Origin of the sequence: Streptomyces sp. NBC_00576 (genome assembly GCF_036345175.1) — a bacterium.
Taxonomy (GTDB): domain Bacteria; phylum Actinomycetota; class Actinomycetes; order Streptomycetales; family Streptomycetaceae; genus Streptomyces.
In genome coordinates this window covers 1262464-1287449 of record NZ_CP107780.1, presented here as the reverse complement: position 1 = coordinate 1287449, position 24986 = coordinate 1262464, and the positions used below count along the sequence as shown (strand labels likewise).

Here is a 24986-nt window from a genome sequence, read left to right as displayed (position 1 = left end):
GCGTTCACCGCCGGGTTGTGCGGTATGCCCGTCGCTGACGGACTGAGGTTGTGGACCGGGCCCGGAACGCTGTTGCCGAAACGGGTTACGCTGCTGGTCGGGGCGATGGCGGTCGTGGCCGCAGACGACAGTGCCGGTCCCTGCACCGCTGGCCGGGCCGTACGCCATGGGCATGGTCCTGTTGTCGTGCACCGATTCGGGCCTCCGTGGCCTGCCGGACGCACTTCCCCATCTTCTGGCTGGAGGGCAACTGCTGGCGGGCCTGACCGTAGTGGCGGTGGGCGGCGCCAAGCGGGTGCTCGGTCGAGTTGCGCGAGCCACTGTGGCGAGGGACATCAAGGGCGGAGAGTCCGATGGCGCCCCGCCCGTCGCGGCCGGCCCTGCTACTCAGTTCTATGATCCTTTGCCGGCAGAGGCTGTATGCAGGGCACTGGAACACGGCGGCCCGTTAAGCACATCGGACCGGCGGAGCGTGCGGCGTCTCCCGGTCCGGTCCCACCGCCGGCGAGCTTCCCTGAAGAAGGAGGGTGGATCGTCTGGCCGTGGTTCGAAGATCAGGACCTCGGCGCCGCTGGACGCTGCCGGGTCCAGGGCCCAGCCTTCACTGCCCGACACGCACTCCACGACGAACGACCAGTCGCCGCTTTGGTCGATGCGGCCGGGGCCGGTGGGGCACAGCGAGAACCAGTGCTGTGCCCCACCAACGGTCAGAAGCCTGTCACGGCTTGAGATCGTGCAGGCCACGGTCGCCTTGGACGCGTCGTGGTGCGCGAACTGGGGGAAGTTCACCCAGTACGGGTCCTTGTCCAGCAACCGGTACTTGCCGGAGAAGCCCCCGCTGAACGCTGCCCCCATCGAGGTGGAGTTTGATCTATCCCGACATGGCCGAGCGGCCACACCTGCGTCCATGTCGGAGCAGCCTCACGGACGTTGTCGTACAGGTGCCATTCGCCCTGCTTGACCCGGTGGCACAGGTCTGCACGCGGTCGTTGCCGGTGTCGCCTTCGTTCATGCCGCCCACGCCGGCGGACATGCCGCCGGAGTTGCAGGAAGCGGCGTAGGCAAACTCGTCGCACGACGCCTTGTCGGTCGAACTGATCTGCCCCACACCGTTGTGACGGGCTCGGGCAAACTGCGCGGCCTGGTCAGCCGACGAACTCGACCATGACGGTCGCCGTGCCGGGCACATGTGTGGCGTCGCCCGCGTAGGTGACCGTGTACTGCGGATACGTGTTCCAGTCCGGCCGCACGGGCGCGGCCGGTGGAGCAACTCTATTGATCCGCACTGACATTGGGCCCGCAGTCTGATCGCGTGCGGAGCGCACGTCAGGCCACGGAATCGCTGCAGCCCTCGTCACCTGGCTCCGCACATGACCGACCGGGCAAGTCCTAGTGGGCAAAGTTGGGCGATTGGATGCGATATGTGCTTGATCTTGCTTTATGTGGCCTTTAGTGTTCGCTGCGCAAACGCTGCGAGGTCCGAGTCCCGTGCCACCGTCCGGAAGAGAGGTGTGGAGCGCGTGCACGCGAAGTGCGGCTGCCGGCCCGTTTCGGGTCAGAAGGGACGCCCCAGGGGGGCGCGATGGCTGCGGGCGTTCGCCGTACTGCCGTTGCTGGCGTCGGTGCTCGCTGCTTGTGGCAGTGACGAGGGCTCCGGTAGGCCCACCCTCAACTGGTACAACTTCCCCGATGACTCCGGTGCGCTGCAGAAGGCGGCCGACCGGTGCAGCCAGGCGTCGGGCGGCCGCTACAGGATCAGCTACAACAAGCTCCCGCGCGCCGCGGACGGCCAGCGTCAGCAGCTTGTCCGCAGGCTCGCCGCTGAGGACGACTCGCTCGACATCCTGGGCCTGGACGTCACCTGGGCGGCGGAGTTCGCCGAGGCACGCTGGATCCGGGAATGGACGGGGGCGGCGAAGCAGCAGGCCATCAAGGGCACCCTGCGCGTACCGCTGCAGACCTCGACCTGGAAAGGCAAGCTGTACGCCGTCCCGTACAACACCAACACCCAGCTCCTGTGGTACCGCAAGGACCTGGTGCCCACCCCACCCAGGACCTGGGCCGAGATGCTGGAGATGGCCGGCGCCCTCGCCCGGCAGGGCAAACCACACTTCGTGGAGATCCAGGGCGCCCAGTACGAGGGCCTGACCGTCTGGTTCAACACGCTGATCAACAGTGCAGGCGGCTCCATCCTCAACGCGAGCGCGACCGAGCCCTCCCTCGGTCCTCCTGCCGTGCGGGCCGCCGGGATCATGCGTGATCTGGCGAAGTCCCCGGCCGCGGACCCTTCCCTGTCAAACCAGATGGAGGACCAGAACCGCCTCGCAATGGAGTCGGGGGTGGCGGCGTTCGAGCTCAACTACCCGTTCGTCTATCCCTCGATGAAGGCGAACAACCCCGAGCTGTTCAAGAACTTCCGCTGGGCGCCGTACCCTCGGGTCGACGCCAACCGCCCGGCACGGCCCACCATCGGCGGCATCGACCTGGCCGTGAGCGCCTACTCGCGCCACCCCGATCTGGCCTTCGAGGCGGCGCTGTGCCTGCGCAACCGGGAGAACCAGCTCACCGCCGCTCTCGAGGGCGGTCTGCCGCCCACCCTGCGCGCCCTGTACGACGAACCCGCGTTCATGAAGGAATACCCCTTCTCCCGGGAAGTGCTGGCCGCCCTGGAGTCGGCGAGCGTGCGCCCGCTCACTCCCGCCTACCAGAACGTGTCGATCGCGGTCTCCCACACGCTGTCTCCGCCGTCCGGGATCAAACCGGAGAACTCCGTCAACACCATCAGGGAGCAGATCGACGATGCCTTGCGATCCGAGGGTGTGATCCCGTGAACCACCTCCTTCCGCACCACTCCGTCAGCCGACACCGCGGTGCGCGGGCCTCGTCCTCGGACGGCCCAAGATGAGCACGCGGGCGCAACCGGCCGGAGCCCCGCTGCCCCCCGACGCGGAGACGGAGCAGGCGGGGCCGGACCGGGCTGCGCTCTCGGCGGGCGCCAGGCAGGAGCGGCGGCTCGGCTGGCTGCTCTGCGCGCCCGCGGTCGTCGTCATGATCGCCGTGACCGCATACCCCATCGGGTACGCCGTCTATCTGTCCCTCCAGCGGTACGACCTGCGCTTTCCCGGACGGGCTGAGTTCGTGGGCCTGAGCAACTACGGGGCAGTGCTGTCCTCCCCGTTCTGGTGGGATGCCTTCTGGGTCACGCTGTTCATCACCGCCGTGTCCGTGGCGATCGAGCTGGTCCTCGGCATGGGGCTCGCCCTGGTGATGCATCGCACGATCTTCTGGCGCGGCGTCGTCCGCACGTCGGTCCTCATTCCGTACGGGATCGTCACCGTGGTCGCCGCCTTCTCCTGGCAGTACGCCTGGACCCCGGAGCTCGGATACCTCGCCGCACTGTTGCCCAGCGGGGAGGCCCCGCTGACCGAGCAGTGGCCCGCCCTCTGGCTCATCATCCTCGCCGAGGTGTGGAAGACGACGCCGTTCATGGCCCTGCTGCTGCTCGCGGGCCTCGCGCTGGTCCCCGAGGAGACCTTGAAGGCGGCCATGGTGGACGGTGCCACCGCCTGGCAGCGGTTCACCAAGGTCATACTGCCGCTGATGAAACCGGCCATCCTGGTGGCACTGCTCTTCCGCACACTGGACGCGTTCCGGATCTTCGACAACATCTACGTCCTGACCGCGGGCGCCCACGGGACCGGCTCGCTGTCCATCCTCGGTTACGACAACCTGTTCACCGCGCTGAACCTGGGCATCGGGTCGGCGATCTCGGTCCTGATCTTCATCTGCGTCGGGATCATCGCCTTCACCTTCGTCAAACTGTTCGGCACCGCCGCGCCCGGCACGGAGATGAAGCGCTGATGGCCGCGGCAGGAAAAACTCATGCCGCCCGATGGGGTGTCCTGAACGTGGTGGTGGTGCTGTACGCCCTGTTCCCGGTGTGGTGGATCGCCGCGCTGTCGTTCAAGGACCCCGCCACCCTGACGGACGGCAACTACGTCCCCACGGACTGGACCTGGGAGAACTACCGGGGCATCTTCGAGACCGCCGAGTTCACCCGCGCGCTGATCAACTCGATCGGTATCGCCCTGATCGCCACGGTGATCGCGGTGGCGCTGGGCACCATGGCCGCCTACGCGGTGGCCAGGCTGCGCTTCCCCGGCAAGCGGGTGCTCATCGGCATGTCACTGCTGATCGCCATGTTCCCCCCGATCTCCCTGGTGTCACCACTGTTCAACATTGAGCGGATCATCGGGATCTTCGACACCTGGGTCGGGCTGATCATTCCGTACATGACCTTCTCCCTGCCGCTCGCGATCTACACCCTGTCGGCTTTCTTCCGGGAGATCCCCTGGGATCTGGAGAAGGCCGCCAAGGTCGACGGGGCGACGCCCGCGCAGGCATTCCGGATGGTCATCGTGCCGCTGGCCGCGCCGGGCGTGTTCACCACGGCCATTCTCGTGTTCATCTTCTGCTGGAACGACTTCCTGTTCGCGATCTCGCTGACTTCCACCGAGTCCGCGCGCACTGTGCCGGCCGCGATCGCGTTCTTCACCGGGAGCTCCCAGTTCCAGCAGCCCACAGGGTCGATCGCCGCCGCCGCTGTGGTCATCACCATCCCGATCATCGTTTTCGTCCTGTTCTTCCAGCGGCGGATCGTCGCCGGACTGACCTCCGGGGCAGTCAAGGGGTGAACGGGCCGACCGCGGCAGACAGGCCACCGGCCCGAGACACCGACCGCAGTGCTCGGACCCGGAAGGCATCAAGGCAAGGAGGCACCATCCATGGCCGAGATCATCCTCGAGGGAGTCACCAAGCGCTTTCCCGACGGGGCCCTCGCTGTGAAGGACGTGGACCTCGAGATCGCCGACGGGGAGTTCGTGATCCTGGTCGGTCCGTCGGGATGCGGCAAGTCCACCACCCTGAACATGATCGCCGGACTTGAGGACATCACCGAGGGCACCCTGCGCATCGGAGACCGGGTCGTCAACGACCTGGCTCCCAAGGAACGCGACGTCGCCATGGTGTTCCAGAGCTATGCCCTGTACCCGCACATGAACGTCCGGGAGAACATGGGCTTCCCGCTGCGCCTGGCCAAGGTGGACAAGGACACCATCAACGCCAAGGTGACGGAAGCCGCCCGGATCCTCGACCTCACCGAGCACCTGGACCGCAAGCCCGCCAACCTCTCGGGCGGTCAGCGCCAGCGGGTGGCCATGGGGCGGGCGATCGTCCGTGATCCCAAAGCGTTCCTGATGGACGAGCCGCTGTCCAACCTGGACGCCAAACTCCGGGTACAGATGCGCACTCAGATCTCCCGGCTGCAGCGGAGCCTCGGCACGACCACCGTGTACGTCACCCACGACCAGACCGAGGCGATGACGCTCGGCGATCGCGTCGTGGTCATGAGACAGGGCCTGGTCCAGCAGATCGGCACACCTGCCGAACTGTACGACTTGCCGCGCAACATCTTTGTCGCGGGCTTCATCGGCTCCCCGGCGATGAACTTCCTGAACGCCACTTTGGAGGGTAGTGCCCTGCGCTCGCCCCTGGGCGACCTGATCCTCGACGACCGTACGAGGCAGGCGCTGGAAAGGCAGAACGCGCCCCGTGAGGTCATCGTCGGGCTACGACCGGAGACATTCGAGGACGTGGCCGTGTCACACGACCGGGATCGGACGGGCCCGGTCTTCACCGCCATCGTGGAGGTACTGGAGTCGCTGGGCTCCGATGTGTACGTCTACTTCACCGCGGAGGGCGGGCCCGCGACGACCGCCGAACTGGAGGAGCTCGCCAAGGACTCGGGCCTGCGTGACACCGGCGCCGACACCCATCACATCGTGGCCCGCCTGGACGCCGCCACGCGTGCCCGTGAGGGCGAACCGGTAGAGCTGCGGGTCGACATGGCCAAGGCCCACGTGTTCGACCCGGCGACCGGAGCGAACCTCACGCATCCAGTGAGGGCGGACTGACGATGCACATCACAGGGCGCGATCCGCATCCATGTACCCGGCGACTCAAGAGGCGGCTGGTCTTTGCCGACTGCGCAGGTGTCCCGGACAGGGGTGTTCCCTGTGGAGGTGGCGCGTGGTGTTCAGGCGCCACCGGCGGCCGGTGCAAGACGCTGTTCTGAAATCGGGCAGCGGAACGCCGAGGGCGCGCACATCGAGCGGGCGGTCATGCCCCACTCGGTGTGCGCGCCCTCAGGTTCAGCTGTCTGGCGCGATCAGTACCTCTGGCCTAGCGGCTGAGGACGATGCCCTTCGTCGCGGCCCCCGTGCGGTTGTCGTAGACGACATCCCCCGTGGACTTCTTCCAGATCCGGATGCGGAACGTGTCAGGCCCGTCCGTCACCGTGATGCGGAAGACGTAGCCGCTCTTGCCGTTGACCGAGCCGGAGCCCTGGTACTCCGCCGTGGAGCCGGTGACCAGCAGCCAGTCGGAAGACGTGGCGCGCAACCGCACGTTTGTCTTGGACTTCCCGGCTGCCGTGAAGTCGAAGGACGCCGTGCCGGTCGGGACCGTGGCGCCCTTCCGGTAGGTGGCGCCGAAGGAGAAGGCCCCCTTGCCGGTCAGCTTCGGGTCGGCCGGGTAGGAGCCCGCCCGGGATGTGATCACGCTGTTGCCCGAGGCGCCGGCCTTGGGGTCGAACACGATCAGCTCGGGGAGCTGAACGGTGGCCGCGGCCTTGTCGTCGTCCGTCACCGTGATCGTCGGGCGGAGGATGCCCGCCTTCAGGTAGGCGTGGCTCGCCTCACAGGTGCCGTTCGTGACCTTGCCGGAGGTCGGGGTGGTGCCGTCCTTCCAGTCGATCTTGCAGGTGTGGGTGTCGGCGCGGCCCGGGTCGGTGAACTTCGCCGAGATGCGGACCGGGGTGCTCTTGCCCGCCGGGACCGGGGTCTTCGGGCCCTGGACCGAGGTGATCGACGGGGGCGCGTTGGTGACGGTCACCGTCAGGGTGTCCTTGCTGCGGCCGCCCGTCAGTGTGACCTCGTACGTGCCGTTGTCCTGGCAGGTGATGGACGTCGGGATCGTGGTCCTGCTGGAGAGCGTGCAGGGGGTTGTCGGGCTCACGCTCCAACTCGGCTTTCCTGCCCCGGAGATGGTGCCCGTGAGCGGGATCGCGCTGCCTTCCTGGCCCGTTGTGTCGGCGCCCGCGTGGACGATCGTCACCGGGTCGATGCTCGACAGGGTCGGGATCACCTTCTTGATCAGACCGTTGGCGTCGAACTCCAGCTTGTCGATGGTTGTTTCGCGGTGCATGCCGTCACCGCCGGGGATGGCGAAGCGGTGGTAGGCGATGTACCAGTCGTCGGTGTTCGGGACGTGGACCACCGAGTGGTGGCCCGGGCCCTTGATGCCCAGGGAGAGGTCCTTCTCCAGGATCACACCGCGCTTGGTCCAGGGGCCCGTCGGCGAGGAACCGGTCGCGTAGGCAACCTGGTAGTTCTCGTCGCGGGTGTCGTTCTCCGACCACATGAGGTAGTAGGTCCCGTTGCGCTTGATGACGAACGAGCCCTCGTTGTAGTTGCTCGGCGTGATGTCGGTGACCTTCGAGGCGTCGAAGGAGACCATGTCCGCGTTGAGCGGCACCACGTAGGCCCTGCCGTTGCCCCAGTACAGGTACGACTGGCCGTCGTCGTCGGTGAAGACCGCCGGGTCGATCATCTGGCCCGGGTGGTCACCGGCCTTCAGCAGCGGCTTGCCCAGGGCGTCTTTGAAGGGGCCCGTCGGCGAGTCCGACACCGCCACGCCGATGTTCGCGTCGGCGCAGAAGTAGAAGTAGTACTTGCCGTTCTTCTCCTCCATGGTCGGCGCCCAGGCGCGGCTGTCCGCCCAGCTGATGTCGGGACCGAGGTCGAGGATGATGCCGTGGTCCTTCCAGTGGACCAGGTCGGTGGAGGAGTACGCCTTGAACTGCGTACCGCTCCAGCCCTCGAAGCCGTCGGTGGTCGGGTAGATGTAGAAGGTGTCGCCGAAGCGCACGATGTTCGGGTCGGCGTTCAGACCCGGCAGCACCGGGCTCCTCATCACCACGGCCGACACCGTCCAGGTGCGCTTCTTGCCGTCGGAGCCGGTCACCTCGTACGTCACCGGCTTGGTGAAGTCGTGCAGGGTGCCGGAGGCGGGGCTGATGCTCGCGCCGTGGGCCAGGGTGAACTCCGGTGCCAGGGCCTTGACATTGCTGCCCGGGGTGAGCGGCAGGACGATCTTGCTGTCCTTGTCGGTGATGATCGCGTCGACCTTGAGCGCCGGGTGGGTCGCCCCGGCGATCCCGGTGGTGTTGCCGCTGATCTCCAGGACCTCGGCCGGGGAGAGCGCCCGGTTGTAGATCCGGAAGTCGTCGACCTCGCCGCCGAAGTACGGGTCGGGCGAGTACATCGACTTGCCGATGTAGCCGGAGTAGCCCTTGGCCGCGTCGTACAGGTCGGACGGTTTGATGGTGATGCCGTTGACCCGGGCCGCCTCGGCGCCGTCGACGTAGAGGATCGCCGTGCCGGAGGCCCCGTCCAGGGTGACCGTCACGTGCTTCCACTGGCCGGCGGTGAGCGGGGCGCCGCCGATCATCTGCTTCTCGCCGGACCAGGTCGCCTTGGTGATCGCGGAGAAGAGCTTGCCGCTGCCGTTGGACGGCGTGGCGAACAGGTACTTGTTGCTGTCCGGGCCCAGGCCGAACAGCCACTGGAAGTTGTCCCCGCCCTTCCACTTCACGTACGTGGAGACGGTGACGCTGTTCGTGTCCTTGAGGACGCCGTTCGGGATGCTGACGTACGGCGACGTGGACGAGCTGTTGCCGCCGGACATCTTGAAGGAGCCGCCCTCGACTCCCGTACCGAAGTCGGGAGTTCGGACGTAGGTGCCGTGGTAGCCGTGGCCGCTGGAGTCACGGGCGATGTTGCCGCCCGTCTCGTCGAAGTCGTAGTGCAGGACCAGGTCGGCCGGTACGTCCGGGCCCTCGGCCGAGACTGTGACCGTGGCGTGGACCGGGAGGGCCTCGCCGTTCGGGAGGGAGCCGATCACCGTGAAGGTGCCGGGCTGGGCGTACGCCGACGCGGGGACGGCGTCCCAGGTGACGGAGACGGGCCGCTTGACGCCGTCCGCGTAGGTGGCGATGACCGTGGCCGGGAGGACCGGGGCCTCACCCGTGCGCGTCTTCACCGTGATGTCCTCGACGGATGCGACGAGTTGGTCCGGCTGGTAGGAGCGCAGCAGACGGTCGTACTCGGCCTGCGTGACCGGAAGTACCGTGCCGTGGCGGGGCTTTGAGGGGAGGTCGTAGTTCGTGGAGGGAGTCCACACACCCGACGCGAGGTCCGTCGACTCGAACGGGATGTACCCGCGGCCGCCGAACTCGTCGGCGAACAGGTACCACTTCTCCTCGGAGTTGGACTTGAAGACCAGCGGGCCCTCGGCCGCGCTCATCGCGCCCTTGCCGATGCCCTCGGCGACGAAGTCGTAGGACGGGTTGAGGATCGAGTCGCTCTTCTCCTCGAAGATGAACTTGCTGTTGGGCGTCGAGGAGGAGTTGTTCCGCTCGTCCTTCGAGAAGCGGTAGTAGGTGTCGGAGTCCTTGATCATCGTGGAGTCGATGACCGAGTAGCCGCGGTCGATCCACACCTTGGGCTGGCTGAAGGTGCGGAAGTCACGGGTGGTCGCGTACATCATGCGGTTGTACGTGTCGCCGGAGTGGTCGGCGTTGTCGTACAGCTTCGAGGCCCAGAAGACGACGTACGAGCCGAGCTTCGCGTCGTAGAACGCCTCCGGCGCCCAGGTGTTGCCGGCCGAGTCGGGGGAGACCTTCACCAGGCGCTGGTCGGTCCAGTGGACCAGGTCGGTGGACTCCCACACCATGATGGACTTGCTGCCGGTGCGTTGGGAGGCGTCCCAGTCGCCGTTGCCGTAGATCCGCAGGTCGGTGGCGATCTGGTAGAACTTGTCGCCTTCGGGGGAGCGGATGATGAACGGGTCGCGCAGGCCCTTCTCGCCGAGCGTGGAGGTCAGGACGGGCTTGCCGTCGTTCAACTCCCGCCACTTCAGCGGGTCGTTGCCCTTGCTGAGGGCCGCGTAGAGCTGTTCGCCGTCCGAGGTGCCCTCGCCGGTGAAGTAGCTGAACATGTAGCCCTTGAGGGCTTCCTTCGCGGGGAGTTCGGGGACCTTGGCCGTCAGGGTGCGGGTCGCGGTGGCCGTGCCCTTGGTGACCGTCGCGGTCAGCTGAGCCGTCGTCGCGCCGGCGCCGTGTGCGGGGCGGTGCACCACACCGTCCGTCGCGATGACGTCCGGGTTCGCGGAGGACCAGGCAACTGCCGTGCCGTAGACGCCCGTTGACGGCAGCGTGAGGTTGCCGCGTACGTCGTCGATGTTCGGGACGGTCAGCGCGTCGGCGGCCTGCTGGGTGGCCGTCGTGTCGTCGAAGGTGGCCGGGACCGTGATGTCGAAGGTCTTGGTGTCGCTGGCCGGGCCCTTCTTCAGGGTCGCCGTGAGCGTGGCGTGGCCGTCAGGCTGTCCGGCGGCGGGACGGGTGACGGCACCGGAGGACGACACCACGGAGGCGTTGTCGGTGGCCCAGGTGATGGCGGAGCCGCCCGCCGGGCCCGCGCTCGGCAGGGTCAGGTCGGCGGTCACCGCGCTGGTGTCGCCCAGTGTCAGGGCCGACTTGTCGGCGGCGACGCCCTGCGCGGCGATGGGGAGGGAGAGTTCCTCGACCTCCGTGCCCGCCAGTGCCCGGTTGTAGACGCGGAAGTCGCGGATGTTGCCCTTGAAGAGATTGTCGCCGGGGTAGACCGACTTGCCTATGTAGTTGGCGGTCGTGGTGCCCGAGCCGATGGAGCCGGGGGTGAGGGTGATCGCCGTGTTGCGGCCCACCTCCACGCCGTCCTCGTAGAGCACGCCCGTGCTGCCGGTCTGGGTGTAGGTGATCTGCTTCCAGACCGCGCGCTGCAGGTTCGCGCCCGCGTTCCGCGTCGTCTGTTCCGTCGACCAGTTGCCGCTGGCGATGGAGGTCCGGTACGAGTTGCCCGTGGTGAACAGATAGCCGTTGCCGGCCGTGCCGCTGGTGTTGCCGAAGCCGTAGATGAAGTACGGGTTGGACTGGGCGGAGTCGATCTTCACGTCCATCGAGACGGAGATCGAGCTCATGCCGCTCATGATGTTGTCCGGCACCTTGATGTAGGTGTCGGATCCGTTGAAGGCAAGCCCGTCACCGGAGTTGGACCAGCCGGCGGTCCCGTTCACCGTGCCGGTACGGCCGTTGCCCGAGGCGTCGGCGACGGTCGTGCCGGAGGCCGCGTCGAGCTTGTACCAGAGGGCCAGCCCGTCGGTGAGGTCCGACGCGGCGGCGTGAGCGGGGACCGACATGGCCAGCGGCCCGGCGAGGCCGAGGAGAAGCGATGCGGCGGTCAGTCCGGCGAGCCTTTCCGACCATGGTCTGCTGCGGCCGCGTGATCTCGCGAGTGGCATCGTTTCGGCTTCCTCTGCTCGGACACGGGGGTGGTAAACGGGAGACATCAGATTTCGTCTGTGTGTCCGCGCGTTGCGAGAGTGTCAATCGATGCGACCAGGGGCGTCAAGAGTTTTCGAACAACGTTCGGCTGGTCGGACAAGTTGTTTTCTGAGCGTGACATGTAAACCGGAACCGAACCTGTCACAAGCGTTGACGTGTGCACCTCGCGTACCTATGTTCTGGTCGAAGTTACGTACATCGTCCGGAATTTCGAACGTTGTGACCATGAGAAGGGACCCGTTTGTGTTCCGTACCCGTCGCTGGCTGACCCTCCTGGCAGCGCTGCTGGCGCTGCTCGTACCTGTCGTCGGCATCCAGCCCGCCGCCGCGGCCGAGGGGCGGCCGTACACGAACCCGGTCAAGTCCCAGAAGGGTGCCGACCCCTGGCTGGAGTACTACAACGGCAACTACTACCTGGTCACCACGTCCTTCACCGGCGTCCTGACCATGCGCAAGTCGCCGACCCTGGCCGGGCTGGCGACGGCCCCCAGTGTGCAGGTCTGGAGTGACACCACCTCGACCCGCAACAACAACTTCTGGGCGCCCGAGCTGCACTTCTTCGACGGCCACTGGTATCTGTACTACTCCGGCGCGCCGAGCGGGGCCGCCTGCTGCGACCAGCAGCGGACGTACGTCGTGGAGAGCGCCGGCACCGATCCGATGGGCCCGTACACCTTCAAGAACCAGCTCACCGGGTCCAACCTCGACCCGGGTGGCTGGCTCATCGACGCCACGGTGCTGACGTACAACAACAAGCTCTACCTGGTCGGCAGCGGTGCCATCGGCGGCAGCAAGCAGAGCCTGGTCATCGCGCCGATGAGCAACCCCTACACGGTCAGCGGCTCCACCTTCAGCCTCATCTCGCAGCCGACGCTGGCCTGGGAGACCTCCGGGGCGCCCGTCAACGAGGGACCCGAGCCGCTCTACCACGACGGCCGGACCTTCCTCACCTTCTCCGCGAGCTACTGCCAGACCGCCGACTACAAGCTCGGCCAGCTCGAACTCACCGGCACCGACCCGCTGCTCGCGTCCTCCTGGACGAAGAAGCAGACGCCCGTCTTCCAGCGCAACGACGCCGCCGGGGTCTACGGGCCGGGCCACAACGGGTTCTTCACCTCGCCCGACGGCACCGAGAACTGGATCGTCTACCACGCCAACAACTCGGCCTCGGGCGGCTGCGGCAACGGCCGTACCACCCGCGCCCAGAAGTTCACCTGGAACGCGGACGGCACGCCGAACTTCGGCACCCCCGTCGCGCTCGGCACCACGCTGCCCGGGCCGTCCGGCGAGACCGCCGCGACCCCGACCGCGTACACGCTGGTGAACCGCAACAGCGGCAAGTGCCTTGACGTGGAAGGCGGGAACACCGCCGACGGCACCAACATCTTCCAGTGGACCTGCAACGGCGGCACCAACCAGAAGTGGCGCATCGAGGACCAGGCCAACGACACCAGTCGCCTGGTCAACGTCGCCACCGGCAAGGTGATGGACACCGCGGGCTGCGCCACGGCCGACGGCACCGATCTGCGCCAGTGGTCCTGGCTGAACAACAACTGCCAGAAGTTCAGGCTCGTCTACACCGCCACCGGCGACTATGTCCGCATCGTCAACGAGTCCACCGGCAAGGTCGCCGACGTCGCCGACTGCTCCACCGCGAACGGCGCCGACGTACGCCAGTGGACCTGGCTCAGCAACAACTGCCAGCAGTGGCAGATCAGGCCCACCACGTGAGTCGATGAAGGAGAAGGGTGCGGCCCGGCCGGGAACTCCGGTCGGGCCGCACTTATGTGATGGGCTGTCAACTTGTCGGCTCGGTCACCTTCGTGTCCGTCTTGCCGTCGACGGCCGCCGACAGTTGCGGGACCAGCCGCTCCAGCATGTACGGCAGGCTCAGCACGGACACGAACGACACCGAGTTGCCGTAGTCGCTGGTCTCCTTGACGAAGACCTCACGGTCCTCCTTGGCCACCTTCAGGTCCGCGTACAGGGGGTCCTGCCGCAGCTTCGCCCTGTCCTTGGTGGTGTCGGAGACGATCCACACGATCGCGTCCGTGTCGAGGAGATCGGTGCGTTCCTTGCTGATGTTGGCGCCGAACTCGTCACCGATGACCTTGTCCAGGTCGGTGGGCAGCTTGAAACCGAGGTTCGTGAGGACGCGCGAGCGCGGGTCCTGGCTACCGAAGACGAAGGTGCCCTCGTACGGGGTCGCCATCACGGCGGTGGCGCCGGCGAACTCGGGGTGCTCGGCCGCCACCTTCTTGAAGTCGGACTCGACGCCGGTGACCAGCTCCTTCGCCTTGGCCTCCTGGCCGAGCGCCTTGCCGATGATCTCGGTCTGGTTCTGCCACGGCACGCCGTAGTCGTTGTACTCCTTCGGCTGGGCCACCACCGGGGCGAACTTCGACAGGGTGTCGTACTGCGCCTTCGTCAGTCCGCCGTAGACCGCGAGGATCAGGTCCGGCCGCAGGGCGGCGATCTTCTCGGTCTGCGGGCCCGTGCCGGTGTCCTTCAGGACGGTCGGCGCCGCCGCGCTGCCCAGCTTGTCCGCCGCCCACGGGCCGACGGCCCCCTTGTAGCCGCCCAGCCACTCGGTCGTACCGACCGGCACCTTGCCCAGCGCGAGCACGGCGTCCTGGTCGGTCAGACCGACCGTGACGATCCGCTTCGGCTCGGACTTGATCGTGGTGCTGCCGTACTTGTGCGAAAGGGTCACCGGGAAGGCGGAGTTGGCGGACGCGTCTGCCGCGGAGCCCGCCGTGCCGGAGTCGTCGTCGGAGCCGCAGGCGGCGGCGGTGCCGAAGAGGAGCAGTACGGAGGTGAGCGTTGCGGCGAGCCGAGTGCCTCTGGGAGAGCCGAACATCAGTGGTCCTTCACGGTGGTGGTTGTGTCGGTGCTGGGGCGCGTGGGGGGCTTCTCGGCTGTCGTACGGGTACCGGACCAGGCCTGCCACAGGAGGGCGTAGGTGCCGGCCGCCGCGCACAGCTCGTCATGGGTGCCGCTCTCCACGATGCGGCCGCCGTCCATGACGACGATCCGGTCCGAGTCGGCGGCCTGGGTGAGACGGTGGGCGACCACGAGCGCGGTGCGGTTCTCGATCGCCCGGTCGGCGGCCTTCTCCAGCAGCCGCGCACCGCTACTGCCTGCCTCGGCCGTCGCCTCGTCCAGTACGGCGACCGGCGGATCCGCCAGCACCAGCCGGGCCAGGGCGAGTTGCTGCACCTGGGCGGCGGTGAGCCGATGCCCGCCCTCCCCGACGACGGTGGCCAGACCCTCGGGCAGCGCCAACACCCAGCCCAGCGCGTCCACTTCGGTGAGGGCGGTGCGCAGAGCTTCGTCCGTCGCCTCGGCGCGCGCGAGACGCAGATCGTCGGCGAGCGGGCCCGCGAAGACATGCGTCTCCTGGGTGACCAGGGCAACCGGCAGGCTCTCGGCGGACGTTGACACGCCGGTCAGCAAAACCGTGCCGGCGGTCGGCTCGTGCACCCCCGCGATGAGCTTGGCGAGCGTCGTCTTGCCCGCCCCGCTCGGCCCCACCAGCGCGACCCGTTCCCCGGCCGCGAGCGTGAGATGAACGTCCCGAAGGACGGGACGCCCGGGTACGTACTCGTGGTGGACGCCGGTCACGGTGACCGTACCGGGCTCGCGCTGCTGCGCGGTGGGCGCCGGGGGAGCGGCCTCGGGCTCGGGTATGTCCGTGACGCCGACCAGCCGGGCCAGCGCGGCCGTCGCGGACTGGGCGTCGTCGAGCAGCGCGAGGGCCTGGTTGACCGGGCCGAAGAGGCTGTGGAAGTAGAGCGCGGCGGCCGTGGCCGTACCGATGGACACGGAGTCGGCGCGCACCAGCAGGAACCCGGTGACCAGGACCGCGGTGAGGCCGGTGTACTCGGCGAGGTGCAGCCGGTTGTAGAAGTCGAGCACCAGCCGCACGCCCCGCATCGTCAACGCGACCGCGGCGGACGAACGTCGGGTGACGGACTCGGTGTGCGATTCCTCCAGCCGGAACGCCCGTACGGTGCCGGCGCCCGCGATGGTGTCCAGCAACTGCTGCTGCTGGGCTCCCATGGCGATGCGCTGCTCGGCGTACAGCGGTACGGCGTTGCGTACGTACCAGCGCGCGGTCCCCGCCTGGATGGGTACCGCGAGCAGCGCGGCCAGCAGGAAGTGCCAGTCCAGTGCGGCCATCGCGGCGAACGTCAGCACGATGGCGAGCAGTGAGCGGGCCAGCTCGGGCAGCGCGCCCCGCACCGCCTCGCCGACCACCGAAACATCCCTGGTGACACGGGCGTTGAGGTCGCCGGACCCGGCCTTCTCCACCTGCTCCAGGGGCAGCCGCAGCGCCCGCTCGACGAACCGTTCGCGCAGCTGCGCCAGCACGGTCTCCCCGAGTCGGGACACCAGGGACAACCCGAGCGTGGTGGAGACGCCCTGGGCGACGGCCACCACGATCAGGAGAACAACGGGGAGGGTCAGGTCGTCCGGCGGGCGGTGGTCGGCGACCATGTCCACCATGCGGCCCAGGAGCGGCTGGACGAGCAGCCCTACAGCGGTCGCCGCGACCATCACGGCGAAGGCGCCGAGGGCGAGCGAGCGGTGCGGTCGGACCAGTTCGCGGACCGCGCCACGGGTACGCCGGGGTGTCGCCGTGGGGAGCAACTCCCGCGCCCCGCCGGAGAATTCCTGGCCGCTCATGACAGCACCGCCGCTCGGTAGGTCTCGTGACGGTGGATCAGGTCGGCGTGTGAGGCGATGTCGGTGACCTGCCCGTCCTCCAACAGCACGACCCGGTCGGTGACCGACAGCAGCGCGGGACTGTTGGTGACCAGCACCGTCGTACGGCCCTTGCGGATCTCCCGGACGCCGGTGGCGATGCCCGCCTCGGTCACCGTGTCGACGGCGGTGGTCGGATCGTGGACCACCAGGACGGGCCGGTCGGCCGCCAACGCCCTTGCCAGCGCGACGCGTTGACGCTGGCCGCCGGAGAGCGAGCGGCCCCGCTCACTGACCGCGGTGTCCTCGCCGTCCGGCAGGCTCTGCGCGACCTGGGCCACGCCCGCCGCGGTCATCGCCGGTTCAGGGTCGGCGGCGTGGGGGGCGGCCGCGGTGACGTTCCCCCGGAGGGTGCCCTCGAAGAGGTCGGCGTCGTGCTCGGCGACCAGCACCGCGGTGCGCAGCTCGGCCGGGTCCAGATCCCGCAGGGGGACGCCGTCCAGCTCGACGGTGCCCGACTCGGGGTCGGAGCGTCGGGCCAGGCAGCGCAGCAGGTCGGTCGCGTGGGCGGGGTCGGTCGCGACCACGCCGAGCAGCTCACCCGGTGCGATGTCGAGGTCGAGGCCCTTGAGGCCGCCGAGGCTGACACCGGTGAGGCGGATCGCGCCGCGCACCGGCTCGGCGAGGGTCGCCGTGCCCGGGGTGACGTTGTGCGGGGCGGCCAGTACCTCCGCGATACGGGTGGCCGAGGCGCGGCCCTGGGCGAGCTCGGCGTTGACCCACGCGAGAGTCTCCAGCGGGCCGACGAGGAAGAGGGCGAGCCCGACCGCCGACACCAACTGGCCCAGGCTGATGTCCCCTTGGGTGGCGAGCCGGCCACCGACCAGGGCGACGGCGGCGATCAGACAGCCGGTGAGGGCGAGCACCATGCCGCTCTGGAATGCCTGCGCGCGGGCGGCCTTCAGGGTGGCCTGGAGGGAGTCGCGGCTGGTGGTGCGGTAGCGGGCCAGCGCCGTGGACTCGCCGCCGATGCCCTTGAGGATGCGCAGGCCGGCCACCAGGTCGGCGGCGACGGCCGAGGCGTGCGCGGCCCGCTCCTGCTCGGCCTCGCTGCGTGACTCCAGTGGCTTGCTCAGCAGATGGCCCAGCCACAGCAGCACGGGCGTGCCGAGCAGCACGACGAGCCCGAGCGTGACGGACATGCGCAGCAGGACGACCGCGCCCACGAGGAGGCCGGCGAGAGCCGAAATCCCGGCCATGGTCGCCATGTTGACGGCGCCGACGCGTTTGGCGTCCTCGGTGGCGATGTTGGCGAGGGCGCCGGGCAGCCGGCCCTCCTCCGCACCGCCCCCAGGGGCCAGGACCCGGCGTACGAGGGTGATGCGGAGGGTGTGTTCGGCCTGGGCGGCGGCCCGGTCGGTGGACCAGGCGCCGAAGCGCCAGCTGAGCGCGAGACCGACGTAGACGAAGGCGAGGACGGCGAGCCAGCGCAGCAGGGCGCCGGTGTCGGAGCCCGTGACGGCGCGGTCGATGACCAGACCGATCACGACGGGCACCATCACTTCGCCCAGCTGATGGCCGGAGCCGAGCAGTGCGCCGAGGGCGACGTCGCGCCGTTGCCCTCTGACTGCCTGCCGCAGGACGTCCCGCCCCGACAGCTGTGAAGGACTACTCACCCGTACCCCTCCGGGATCGGACGACAGTTGGGGCCGTGTGGCCTGCCCGAGTGTGGGTGCGTGCAACTTGGGCAGGCCTAAAACTTAGGTGAGGCTACCTTAAGTTGATGACGCCTGCCCAGTGCTCACAGTCACCCCGCTCGTGCGACGGTCGAGCAGGGAGTCGAGGATCTCCCCCGAGCGCACGGCGGTCGTCGACAGCAGGGTCGAGGTGAGACCGTGCGTGTGCTCGGTCGCGCCCTGGAGGTAGATGCCGGCGGTGACTTCGGGCGAGACCTCGACCCGGTGGTCCCGGCCGACCCGTACGGCGTCGTTGTCGTCCCGCAGGCAGAGCTTGGCGGCTCTGCCGAGCATGGTGTCGAGGTCGCGGGGGCGGTAGCCGGTGGCGTGCACGAGGACGTCGCAGGAGAGCACCTCCCGTTCTCCGGTGGGGAGATACTCGACGGTGACGTCCAGCCGGTCGTTGAGCTGCTCGACGTCCCGGATGCGGGAGACGTTGCGCATCCGCAGCCGCTCGTTGCCCTGGACCTTCTCGCGGTACATGGTGGCGTACAGCGTCTCGATCAGGTCCATGTCGACCACCGAGTAGTTGGTGCTGCGGTGGTAGTCGTGCAGGGACTGCTTCACCTCCGGCCGGGACCGGAAGTAGACGTCCACTGCCTCCGGGTCGAAGATCCGGTTGGCGAAGGGACTGTCGTCGGCGGGCGTGTAGCCGTACTTGGCGAAGACCGCGCAGACCTCGGTATCGGGGAAGGAGCGATGCAGGTAGTCGACCGCTTCGGCGCCGCTCTGACCAGCGCCGAGGACGAGAATGCGGTCCACCGAGGCACCCGTTCCGCTCAACTCGCGGGTGCGGGGGACCAGTTCGCTGTTGTGCCAGATGCGGTCCGACAGGGCGGTGCCCGGCGGGACGTGCGGCTCGAGACCGACGGCCACCGAGATGTTGCGGGCCCGGCGGACCACCGTACGCTCCGGATCGCCCGGCACACGGCTGACCACGTCGAACCAGCGGATCTCGCCGCCCTCGGTCAGTACGGGCTCCACGGACACCACTTCGGCGTCGTAGGTGACCTGGTCCGCGACCCGGGCGGCCGCCCACTCGAAGTACTCGTGGAACTCGATCCGCAGCGGGAAGAGGGTCTTCGCGTTGAGGAAGTCCACCAGCCGGCCGCGGTCCCGCAGGAAGCACAGGAAGCTGAAATCGCTGGTCGGATTGCGCATGGTGACCAGGTCCTTGAGAAAGGACACCTGCATGGTCGCGTCGTCGATGAGCATGCCGCGGTGCCAGCCGAACCTTGGCTGGCGTTCCAGAAACTCGGCGTGAATCCGCTCCTCAGGCACGGCTTGTGCGTTGTGTTCCGCGATGGCTATGGCCAGCGCCAGATTTGACGGACCGAAGCCGATACCGAGCACGTCATGGACGGCGTCCGGTTCGTCGTGCAGTGCGTTCACCGCAACTTCCCTTCCCCTAGGCGCCACTGATAGTAAATAAGGTTAGCCTTACCTTGCAATGGTGTGTCCTATCGGAAGGATCGACTATGCGGGTCGTCATGTTCGGCTATCAGACCTGGGGGCATCGAACGCTCCAGGCCCTGCTGGACTCCGATCACGAGGTGGTCATGGCGGTCACCCACCCCAAGAGCGACCACGTATACGAGAAGATCTGGGACGACTCGGTGGCCGATCTCGCCGAGAAGCACGGCATCCCGGTGCTGCTGCGCAACCGCCCTGACGATCCCGAACTCCTCGCAAAACTAGGGGAGTTGGAGCCGGATCTGATCGTCGCCAACAACTGGCGAACAGTGCTGCCCCCCGAGATCTTCGACCTCCCGGCGCAGGGCACGCTCAACATCCACGACTCGCTGCTCCCGGCGTACGCGGGCTTCTCCCCGCTGATCTGGGCGCTCCTCAACGGCGAACGGGAGGTCGGCGTCACCGCCCACCGTATGAACGCGGAGCTCGATGCCGGTGACGTGCTGTTGCAGCGTGCGGTCCCGGTGGGAGCGCGCGACACGGTGACCGACCTCTTCCATCGCACTGTGGACTTGATCACACCGGTCATCCACGAGTCCCTCGCGCTCATCGCCTCCGGGCGCGCGGAATGGATCCCCCAGGACCGCAGCCGGGCCAGTTTCTTCCACAAACGTTCCCTGGAGGACAGCCGCATCGACTGGACCTGGCCCGCCGAGGACCTGGAGCGCCTCATCCGCGCCCAGTCGGACCCGTACCCCAACGCCTTCACCCATCACAAGGGGCAGCGGATACGCATCGTCGAGGCCGCCGTCTCGGAGGGCGGCTACGGCGGCACCCCGGGCCGGATCTTCATCCGCGAGGGCGACGGGATCGTCGTGGTCGCGGGCGCGGAGGCCCGGCACGGGCGGCTGCGGGGGCTGCTGGTGAAGCGGGTGCGGACGGAGGACGGGTCGGAGATCGCGGCGACGGAGTACTTCCGGACGATGGGCGGGTATCTGACGGCGCGGCCCTGACGGAGGGTGATCGGAGGCGCGGGCGGGCCGATTCCCGGTCGACGCGGACACGTGATCACGTCAGGATGGCGACATGCCAGACCTGCGAACCGAACGCCTCGTCCTGCGCTCTTGGCGCCCGTCCGACCTCGTCCCCTGGGCGGCCATGAACGCCGACCCGGAGGTCCGCGAACACCTCGGAGACGTCCTCACCCGTGAGCAGAGCGAGGCCTCCGCCGCCCACTTCCAGTCCGGCCTCGACGAACGGGGCTGGGGCTGGTGGGCGGTGGAGGTCACAGGCACCGGCGAGTTCATCGGGTTCGCCGGGCTGGACCCCGTCGAGGACGACATGGCGTTCGACGGGGTCGAGGCGGGGTGGCGGCTGGCCCGGCACGCTTGGGGGCACGGTTACGCAACCGAGGCTGCCCGTGCGGTGGTTGCCCACGCCTTCGACGAGAAGGGCGTGGGCCTCGAAGAGGTCCTGGCGATCACGACGGCCACCAATCTCCGGTCGCAGGCGGTGATGCGCCGCCTCGGCATGACCCACGCCCCGGACAAGGACTTCGACGACCTGACCGTCCCGGAGGGACCACTGCGACGGAACGTGGTGTGGGGGCTTCGGGCCGGCGCCTGGGTCCAGCCGATACCTGGGGTGTCTCCCTAGACGTGCCGCATCCAGACGTTGGGCTCCTGGTACACGCCCTCGTCGGTGGTTCGGTCGACGCGCAACAGCCCCAGGCCGTCCGGGACGACGTACTCGCCCGATGCGGGAAGGGCGAGGCCCGTCCACTTCTCCCACTGGGCGACCGTGCCGGTCATCGTCTGGGAGACCGGGGCGGCGGCCAGGATTTCGGCGCCCAGGCGTTCATGCGTGCGGATCCATGGGTCGAGGGCCGTCCCGTCGGGGCGGCGCCAGTGCATGAAGGTCTCGATCGGCGTCAGGGGATAGCGCGCCTTGGTCGTCGGGCGGACCGGTGCGACGACCCGGGTCAGCCCGGACTCCAGGGCGGCCCGGCGCAGTGCCGTCAGCGTCTCGCCCGCCAATCCGCGGCCCGTGAGGGAGGGTGCGACGACCGCCCCGCAGATCACCAGCGTGTTCGGTGTCGCACCCTGCTCCCGCCCCTCGACCGCTCGCACCAGGGAGTCCGTGTACCCGGTCGGCAGCCCTTCGACCGACCCGTCCCAGTGGACCGGTACACCCCAGCCCGCCGCCACCGGAACCTCACCCTCGTCCACCAGCGTGAGGTTCCAGGCAGGGAACCACTCCCGGACCCGGCCTATGTACTCCGACACCAGCCGGTCGGCCGTGATGAACTCCGGGAAGCTCTCGCTGAAGAGTTCCTTCAGCTGCTCAACCGGCCAGGTACGCACGTCGGTTCGCTCGGTCCTCAAGGTCATGAGGACGTCTTAGCACGCACGTCCTGATGGTGGCGGCCCATGGGAATCACCATGGGAGTGTCGCTGACCGGGTCGAGGGTGATGCGGCACGTCAGGTCGAAGACGTCCTCCACTGTCTCCGCCGTGATGACCTCCGCCGGCGGGCCCTCCGCGACGATCCGGCCGGACTTCATGGCGACGACGTGATCGGCGTACCGGCAGGCCTGGTTGAGGTCGTGCAGGACCATCACGACGGTGCGGTTCTCGCGGCGGTTGAGGTCCGTGATCAGGTCCAGTACGTCGATCTGGTGGGCCAGGTCGAGATACGTCGTCGGCTCGTCGAGGAGGAGTACGGGGGTGCCCTGGGCGACCGCCATCGCGATCCACGCCCGCTGCCGCTGACCGCCGGACAACTCGTCCACGGGGCGGTCGGCGAGGTCGGTCATGTTGGTCGCGGCGAGCGCGTCGTGCACGGCCTGCTCGTCCGCCTTCGACCACTGTCGCCACCAGGTCTGGTGCGGCGAACGGCCCCGATTGACGAGGTCGATGACCGTCAACCCCTCGGGTGCGACAGGGCTTTGGGGCAGAATGCCCAGGCGCTGCGCCAACTCGCGGGTGGGGATGGACTGGAGGGTCCGACCGTCCAGGTGGACGGCGCCCTCGCGGGGCGCGAGCAGCCGGGCCAGGGCGCGCAACAGCGTCGACTTTCCGCAGGCGTTGGCGCCGACGATGGCCGTGATGCGGCCGGGCGGTATCGCCAGGTCGAGGCCGTCCACGACCACCCGGTTGTCGTACGAGAGCCGCAGCCCCTTCGCCCTCAGGTCCGGGTCGGCGGCCGGCTCCGGGGTGCTGGGCAGGGGATCGGCCGGCATGACGTCCTCGGTGGTCGTGGTCGTGGTCGTGGTCGTGGTCGTGGCGGGGGCCTCGGCCGTCGACAGGGCGTCAGCAGGCATCGTGGGGTCCGTCGACATGGGATCAGCCTCCTGAACCCGCGCGGTTGGCGCGGACGAGCAGCCAGAGCAGGACGGGCGCGCCGAGCACGCCGGTGACGATTCCGACCGGCAGTTCCGTGCCGGAGATGAGCGTACGGGCGATCAGGTCGCTGCCCAGGACCATCAGCGCCCCGGTCAGTCCCGAGGCGAGCGTGGGCGGCCAGGCGGTGCGCGCGAGGCGCTGGGCGATCTGCGGGGCGGCCAGCGCCACGAACGCGACCGGTCCGGCGGCGGCGGTCGCGAAGGCGATCAGTCCGACGCCGGAGAGCAGGATGGCGAGGCGCACGGGCTGTACGCGGGTGCCGAGGCCGGTGGCGACATCGTCGCCCAGTTGGAGCGTGCGCAGCAGTCGGCCGAGCAGCAGCGCCGTCGGCAGCAGGACGGCCAGGGCGATCGCGAGCGGCCCGACCTGCGACCACGTACGGCCGTTGAGGTTGCCGACCAGCCAGCCCAGCGCGGCCTGTGCCTGGAAGCGGCCGCCCTTGGCGACCAGGTAGTCGGTGGCGCTCGTACAGATCCAGGCGACGCCGATGCCGATCAGGATGATCCGGTAGCCGGTGGTGCCGCGCCGCCAGGCCAGCGCGTACACGAGGAGGGCCGTGGACAGCGCGCCGAGCAGACCGAGCGTCTGGGTACCGAGGCCGCCGTCCCAGCCCAGGACGATGCCCGCGACGACGAACGTGCCCGCGCCCTGGGTGAGGCCGATCATGTCGGGGCTGGCCAGCGGATTACGGGTCATCGTCTGGAACAGCCCGCCGGACACCCCGAACGCGATCCCGGCCAGCAGCCCCACCAGGGAGCGAGGCAGCCGCAGTTCCTGGACGACGAGCACGGTACCGGGGTCGCCGGAGCCGACCAGGGCGCGTACGACGTCGGTGAAGGCGATCGGGTAGTCGCCGATCGTCAGACTCCAGCAGAAGAGCAGGAACGTGCCCACGGCGAGCAGGGCGGCGACCGCCACCAGACGGGGCCGGAGGATCCCGGAGACCGGGGGGACGGCCAGGCGGTAGGTGCGGACGGGCGCGGAAAACGGCCTGGCCGAGGGGGGCGTGGCGGGAGACTTCGAGGTGGTCATCGTCACGCCTCCGCGAGTTTGCGCCGTCGGACCAGAGCGATGAAGAACGGCCCGCCGATGAAGGCGACGACGATCCCGGCCTGGACCTCGACAGGACGGGCGATCATCCGGCCGACGATGTCCGCCGCGAGCAGCAGACATGGTGCGAGCGCCGCCGACAGCGGCAGCAGCCAGCGTTGGTCCGGGCCGATCCCCGCCATCTGGGCCAGCACGCGGGCGACATGGGGCACCACGAGCCCGATGAAGACCACCGGGCCGATGACCGCTACCGCCGCCCCGGTGAGCAGGGTGATCGCGGTGACCCCGCTGAGCCGGACCAGGCCCAGTCGCCGCCCCAGTGAGGCCGCCACGTCCTCGCCGAGAGCCAGACTGTTGAGGGCGGGCGCGCAGCCCAGAGCCAGTACGGCTCCCACGGCGAGGAAGGGCAGGATCCGCAGCACGGTCGCCCCGTCCTGATCGGCCATCGAGCCGGCGGTGAAGAACCGGTAGCGGTCGAGCGCGTCAGGGTCGGTCAGTGCGATCGCGCTGGTCAGGGAGTTGAGCAGAGCGCTCACGGCGATTCCGGCGAGCGCCAGTTTGACCGGCGTGAGTCCGGACCTGCCGAGCCTGCCCAGCAGATAGACCAGAACGCTCGTCACGAGCGCGCCCGCGAACGCGAACCAGACGTAGCCGTAGAACGAGCCGAGCCCGAACACCCCTACGGCCAGCACGATGGCGAACGAGGCACCGGCGGTGACCCCCAGGATTCCCGGGTCCGCGAGCGGATTGCGCGTCAGCGCCTGCATCAGCGCGCCCGACAGTCCGAGTGCCGCCCCGGCCGCCAGCCCGAGCGCCGTACGAGGTACCCGCGCCGACCAGATGACGTTGTCCACGAACCGGCTGGGCGCGTCACCGAACAGCGCCCGCACCACCTGATCGGGCGGAATGCTGGCCGCGCCGAGGGCGAGTGACAGAAGGCACAGTCCGAGCAGGACGGCGCCCAGCACCGCCACCAGAAGAAGGGGGCGAACCCTTCTGCCCCGCGTCACCGTGCGGTCTCCAACGGATAACTCCCTTAGGTTAGGCAGGCCTTAATAGTAGTGGTGAGAAGAGGGCCCGCCGAGACTGGGTCTTTTGGTTAGGTAATGCTTACCTTAGTATGGCCTGCGGTCCTCCGGCTGAGCCGGTCCGTACACCCTGGAGGCACGGTCGCCT

General features: G+C 68.6%; 16 protein-coding genes. 7 read left to right on the top strand and 9 right to left on the bottom strand.

Annotation, left to right across the window (positions count from 1 at the left end):
- Nucleotides 1–1520 precede the first annotated feature (1520 nt).
- From OG734_RS05415 to OG734_RS05400, 4 genes are all read left to right on the top strand, one after another.
- Nucleotides 1521–2831 carry an ABC transporter substrate-binding protein gene (locus OG734_RS05415; RefSeq protein WP_330286308.1) on the top strand — a complete coding sequence of 437 codons (1311 nt, stop codon included), beginning with the start codon at nucleotides 1521–1523 and terminating at the stop codon, nucleotides 2829–2831.
- 70 nt (nucleotides 2832–2901) lie between these two features.
- Nucleotides 2902–3861 (top strand): carbohydrate ABC transporter permease, encoded by a 960-nt coding sequence (locus OG734_RS05410; protein WP_330286307.1) that lies wholly within the window; start codon nucleotides 2902–2904, stop codon nucleotides 3859–3861.
- Nucleotides 3861–4694: a carbohydrate ABC transporter permease gene (locus OG734_RS05405; RefSeq protein WP_330286306.1), complete on the top strand. Its 834-nt coding sequence runs from the start codon at nucleotides 3861–3863 to the stop codon at nucleotides 4692–4694. The genes OG734_RS05410 and OG734_RS05405 overlap by 1 nt, the downstream gene beginning before the upstream one ends.
- A gap of 90 nt (nucleotides 4695–4784) precedes the next feature.
- Nucleotides 4785–5972 (top strand): ABC transporter ATP-binding protein, encoded by a 1188-nt coding sequence (locus OG734_RS05400; protein ID WP_330286305.1) that lies wholly within the window; start codon nucleotides 4785–4787, stop codon nucleotides 5970–5972.
- 268 nt (nucleotides 5973–6240) lie between these two features.
- Here the strand turns inward: OG734_RS05400 and OG734_RS05395 are convergent, their stop codons facing one another.
- On the bottom strand, nucleotides 6241–11457 hold the full coding sequence (locus OG734_RS05395; RefSeq protein ID WP_330286304.1) for a family 43 glycosylhydrolase: 5217 nt from the start codon (nucleotides 11455–11457) through the stop codon (nucleotides 6241–6243).
- 268 nt (nucleotides 11458–11725) lie between these two features.
- On the opposite strand from OG734_RS05395, the gene OG734_RS05390 reads away from it, so the two are divergent.
- The gene (locus OG734_RS05390; protein ID WP_330286303.1) at nucleotides 11726–13231 is read left to right on the top strand and encodes a family 43 glycosylhydrolase; all 1506 of its coding nucleotides are present in this window, start codon (nucleotides 11726–11728) and stop codon (nucleotides 13229–13231) included.
- A gap of 67 nt (nucleotides 13232–13298) precedes the next feature.
- Here the strand turns inward: OG734_RS05390 and OG734_RS05385 are convergent, their stop codons facing one another.
- From OG734_RS05385 to OG734_RS05370, 4 genes are all read right to left on the bottom strand, one after another.
- Entirely contained in the window at nucleotides 13299–14360 is a 1062-nt protein-coding gene (locus tag OG734_RS05385) for an iron-siderophore ABC transporter substrate-binding protein (RefSeq protein ID WP_330286302.1), read from the bottom strand.
- Entirely contained in the window at nucleotides 14360–16189 is a 1830-nt protein-coding gene (locus tag OG734_RS05380; RefSeq protein WP_330286301.1) for an ABC transporter ATP-binding protein, read from the bottom strand. The genes OG734_RS05385 and OG734_RS05380 overlap by 1 nt, the downstream gene beginning before the upstream one ends.
- Nucleotides 16186–17883 (bottom strand): ABC transporter ATP-binding protein, encoded by a 1698-nt coding sequence (locus OG734_RS05375; RefSeq protein ID WP_330286300.1) that lies wholly within the window; start codon nucleotides 17881–17883, stop codon nucleotides 16186–16188. Before OG734_RS05375 ends, OG734_RS05380 begins: the two co-directional genes overlap by 4 nt.
- Before the next feature lie 99 nt (nucleotides 17884–17982).
- Nucleotides 17983–19335, bottom strand: a complete 1353-nt coding sequence (locus OG734_RS05370; RefSeq protein WP_330286299.1) for a lysine N(6)-hydroxylase/L-ornithine N(5)-oxygenase family protein — start codon at nucleotides 19333–19335, stop codon at nucleotides 17983–17985.
- Nucleotides 19336–19421: 86 nt separating this feature from the next.
- Between OG734_RS05370 and OG734_RS05365 the strand changes: the two genes are divergently transcribed.
- Both OG734_RS05365 and OG734_RS05360 read left to right on the top strand, forming a co-directional pair.
- Complete coding sequence (locus tag OG734_RS05365; RefSeq protein WP_330286298.1) at nucleotides 19422–20369, top strand: methionyl-tRNA formyltransferase; 948 nt, start codon at nucleotides 19422–19424, stop codon at nucleotides 20367–20369.
- A 73-nt stretch (nucleotides 20370–20442) separates the two neighbouring features.
- A complete protein-coding gene (locus OG734_RS05360; protein WP_330286297.1) occupies nucleotides 20443–21012 on the top strand; it encodes a GNAT family N-acetyltransferase in 570 nt (189 codons plus the stop codon).
- Here the strand turns inward: OG734_RS05360 and OG734_RS05355 are convergent.
- The 4 genes from OG734_RS05355 to OG734_RS05340 all read right to left on the bottom strand — a co-directional run bounded on the left by OG734_RS05355 (nucleotide 21009) and on the right by OG734_RS05340 (nucleotide 24820).
- Complete coding sequence (locus tag OG734_RS05355; protein ID WP_330286296.1) at nucleotides 21009–21746, bottom strand: GNAT family N-acetyltransferase; 738 nt, start codon at nucleotides 21744–21746, stop codon at nucleotides 21009–21011. The genes OG734_RS05360 and OG734_RS05355 overlap by 4 nt on opposite strands.
- Complete coding sequence (locus tag OG734_RS05350; RefSeq protein WP_330293572.1) at nucleotides 21743–22597, bottom strand: ABC transporter ATP-binding protein; 855 nt, start codon at nucleotides 22595–22597, stop codon at nucleotides 21743–21745. The genes OG734_RS05355 and OG734_RS05350 overlap by 4 nt, the downstream gene beginning before the upstream one ends.
- A gap of 103 nt (nucleotides 22598–22700) precedes the next feature.
- On the bottom strand, nucleotides 22701–23792 hold the full coding sequence (locus tag OG734_RS05345) for a FecCD family ABC transporter permease (RefSeq protein ID WP_330286295.1): 1092 nt from the start codon (nucleotides 23790–23792) through the stop codon (nucleotides 22701–22703).
- Between the two features lie 2 nt (nucleotides 23793–23794).
- Entirely contained in the window at nucleotides 23795–24820 is a 1026-nt protein-coding gene (locus OG734_RS05340; RefSeq protein WP_330286294.1) for a FecCD family ABC transporter permease, read from the bottom strand.
- Nucleotides 24821–24986 lie beyond the last annotated feature (166 nt).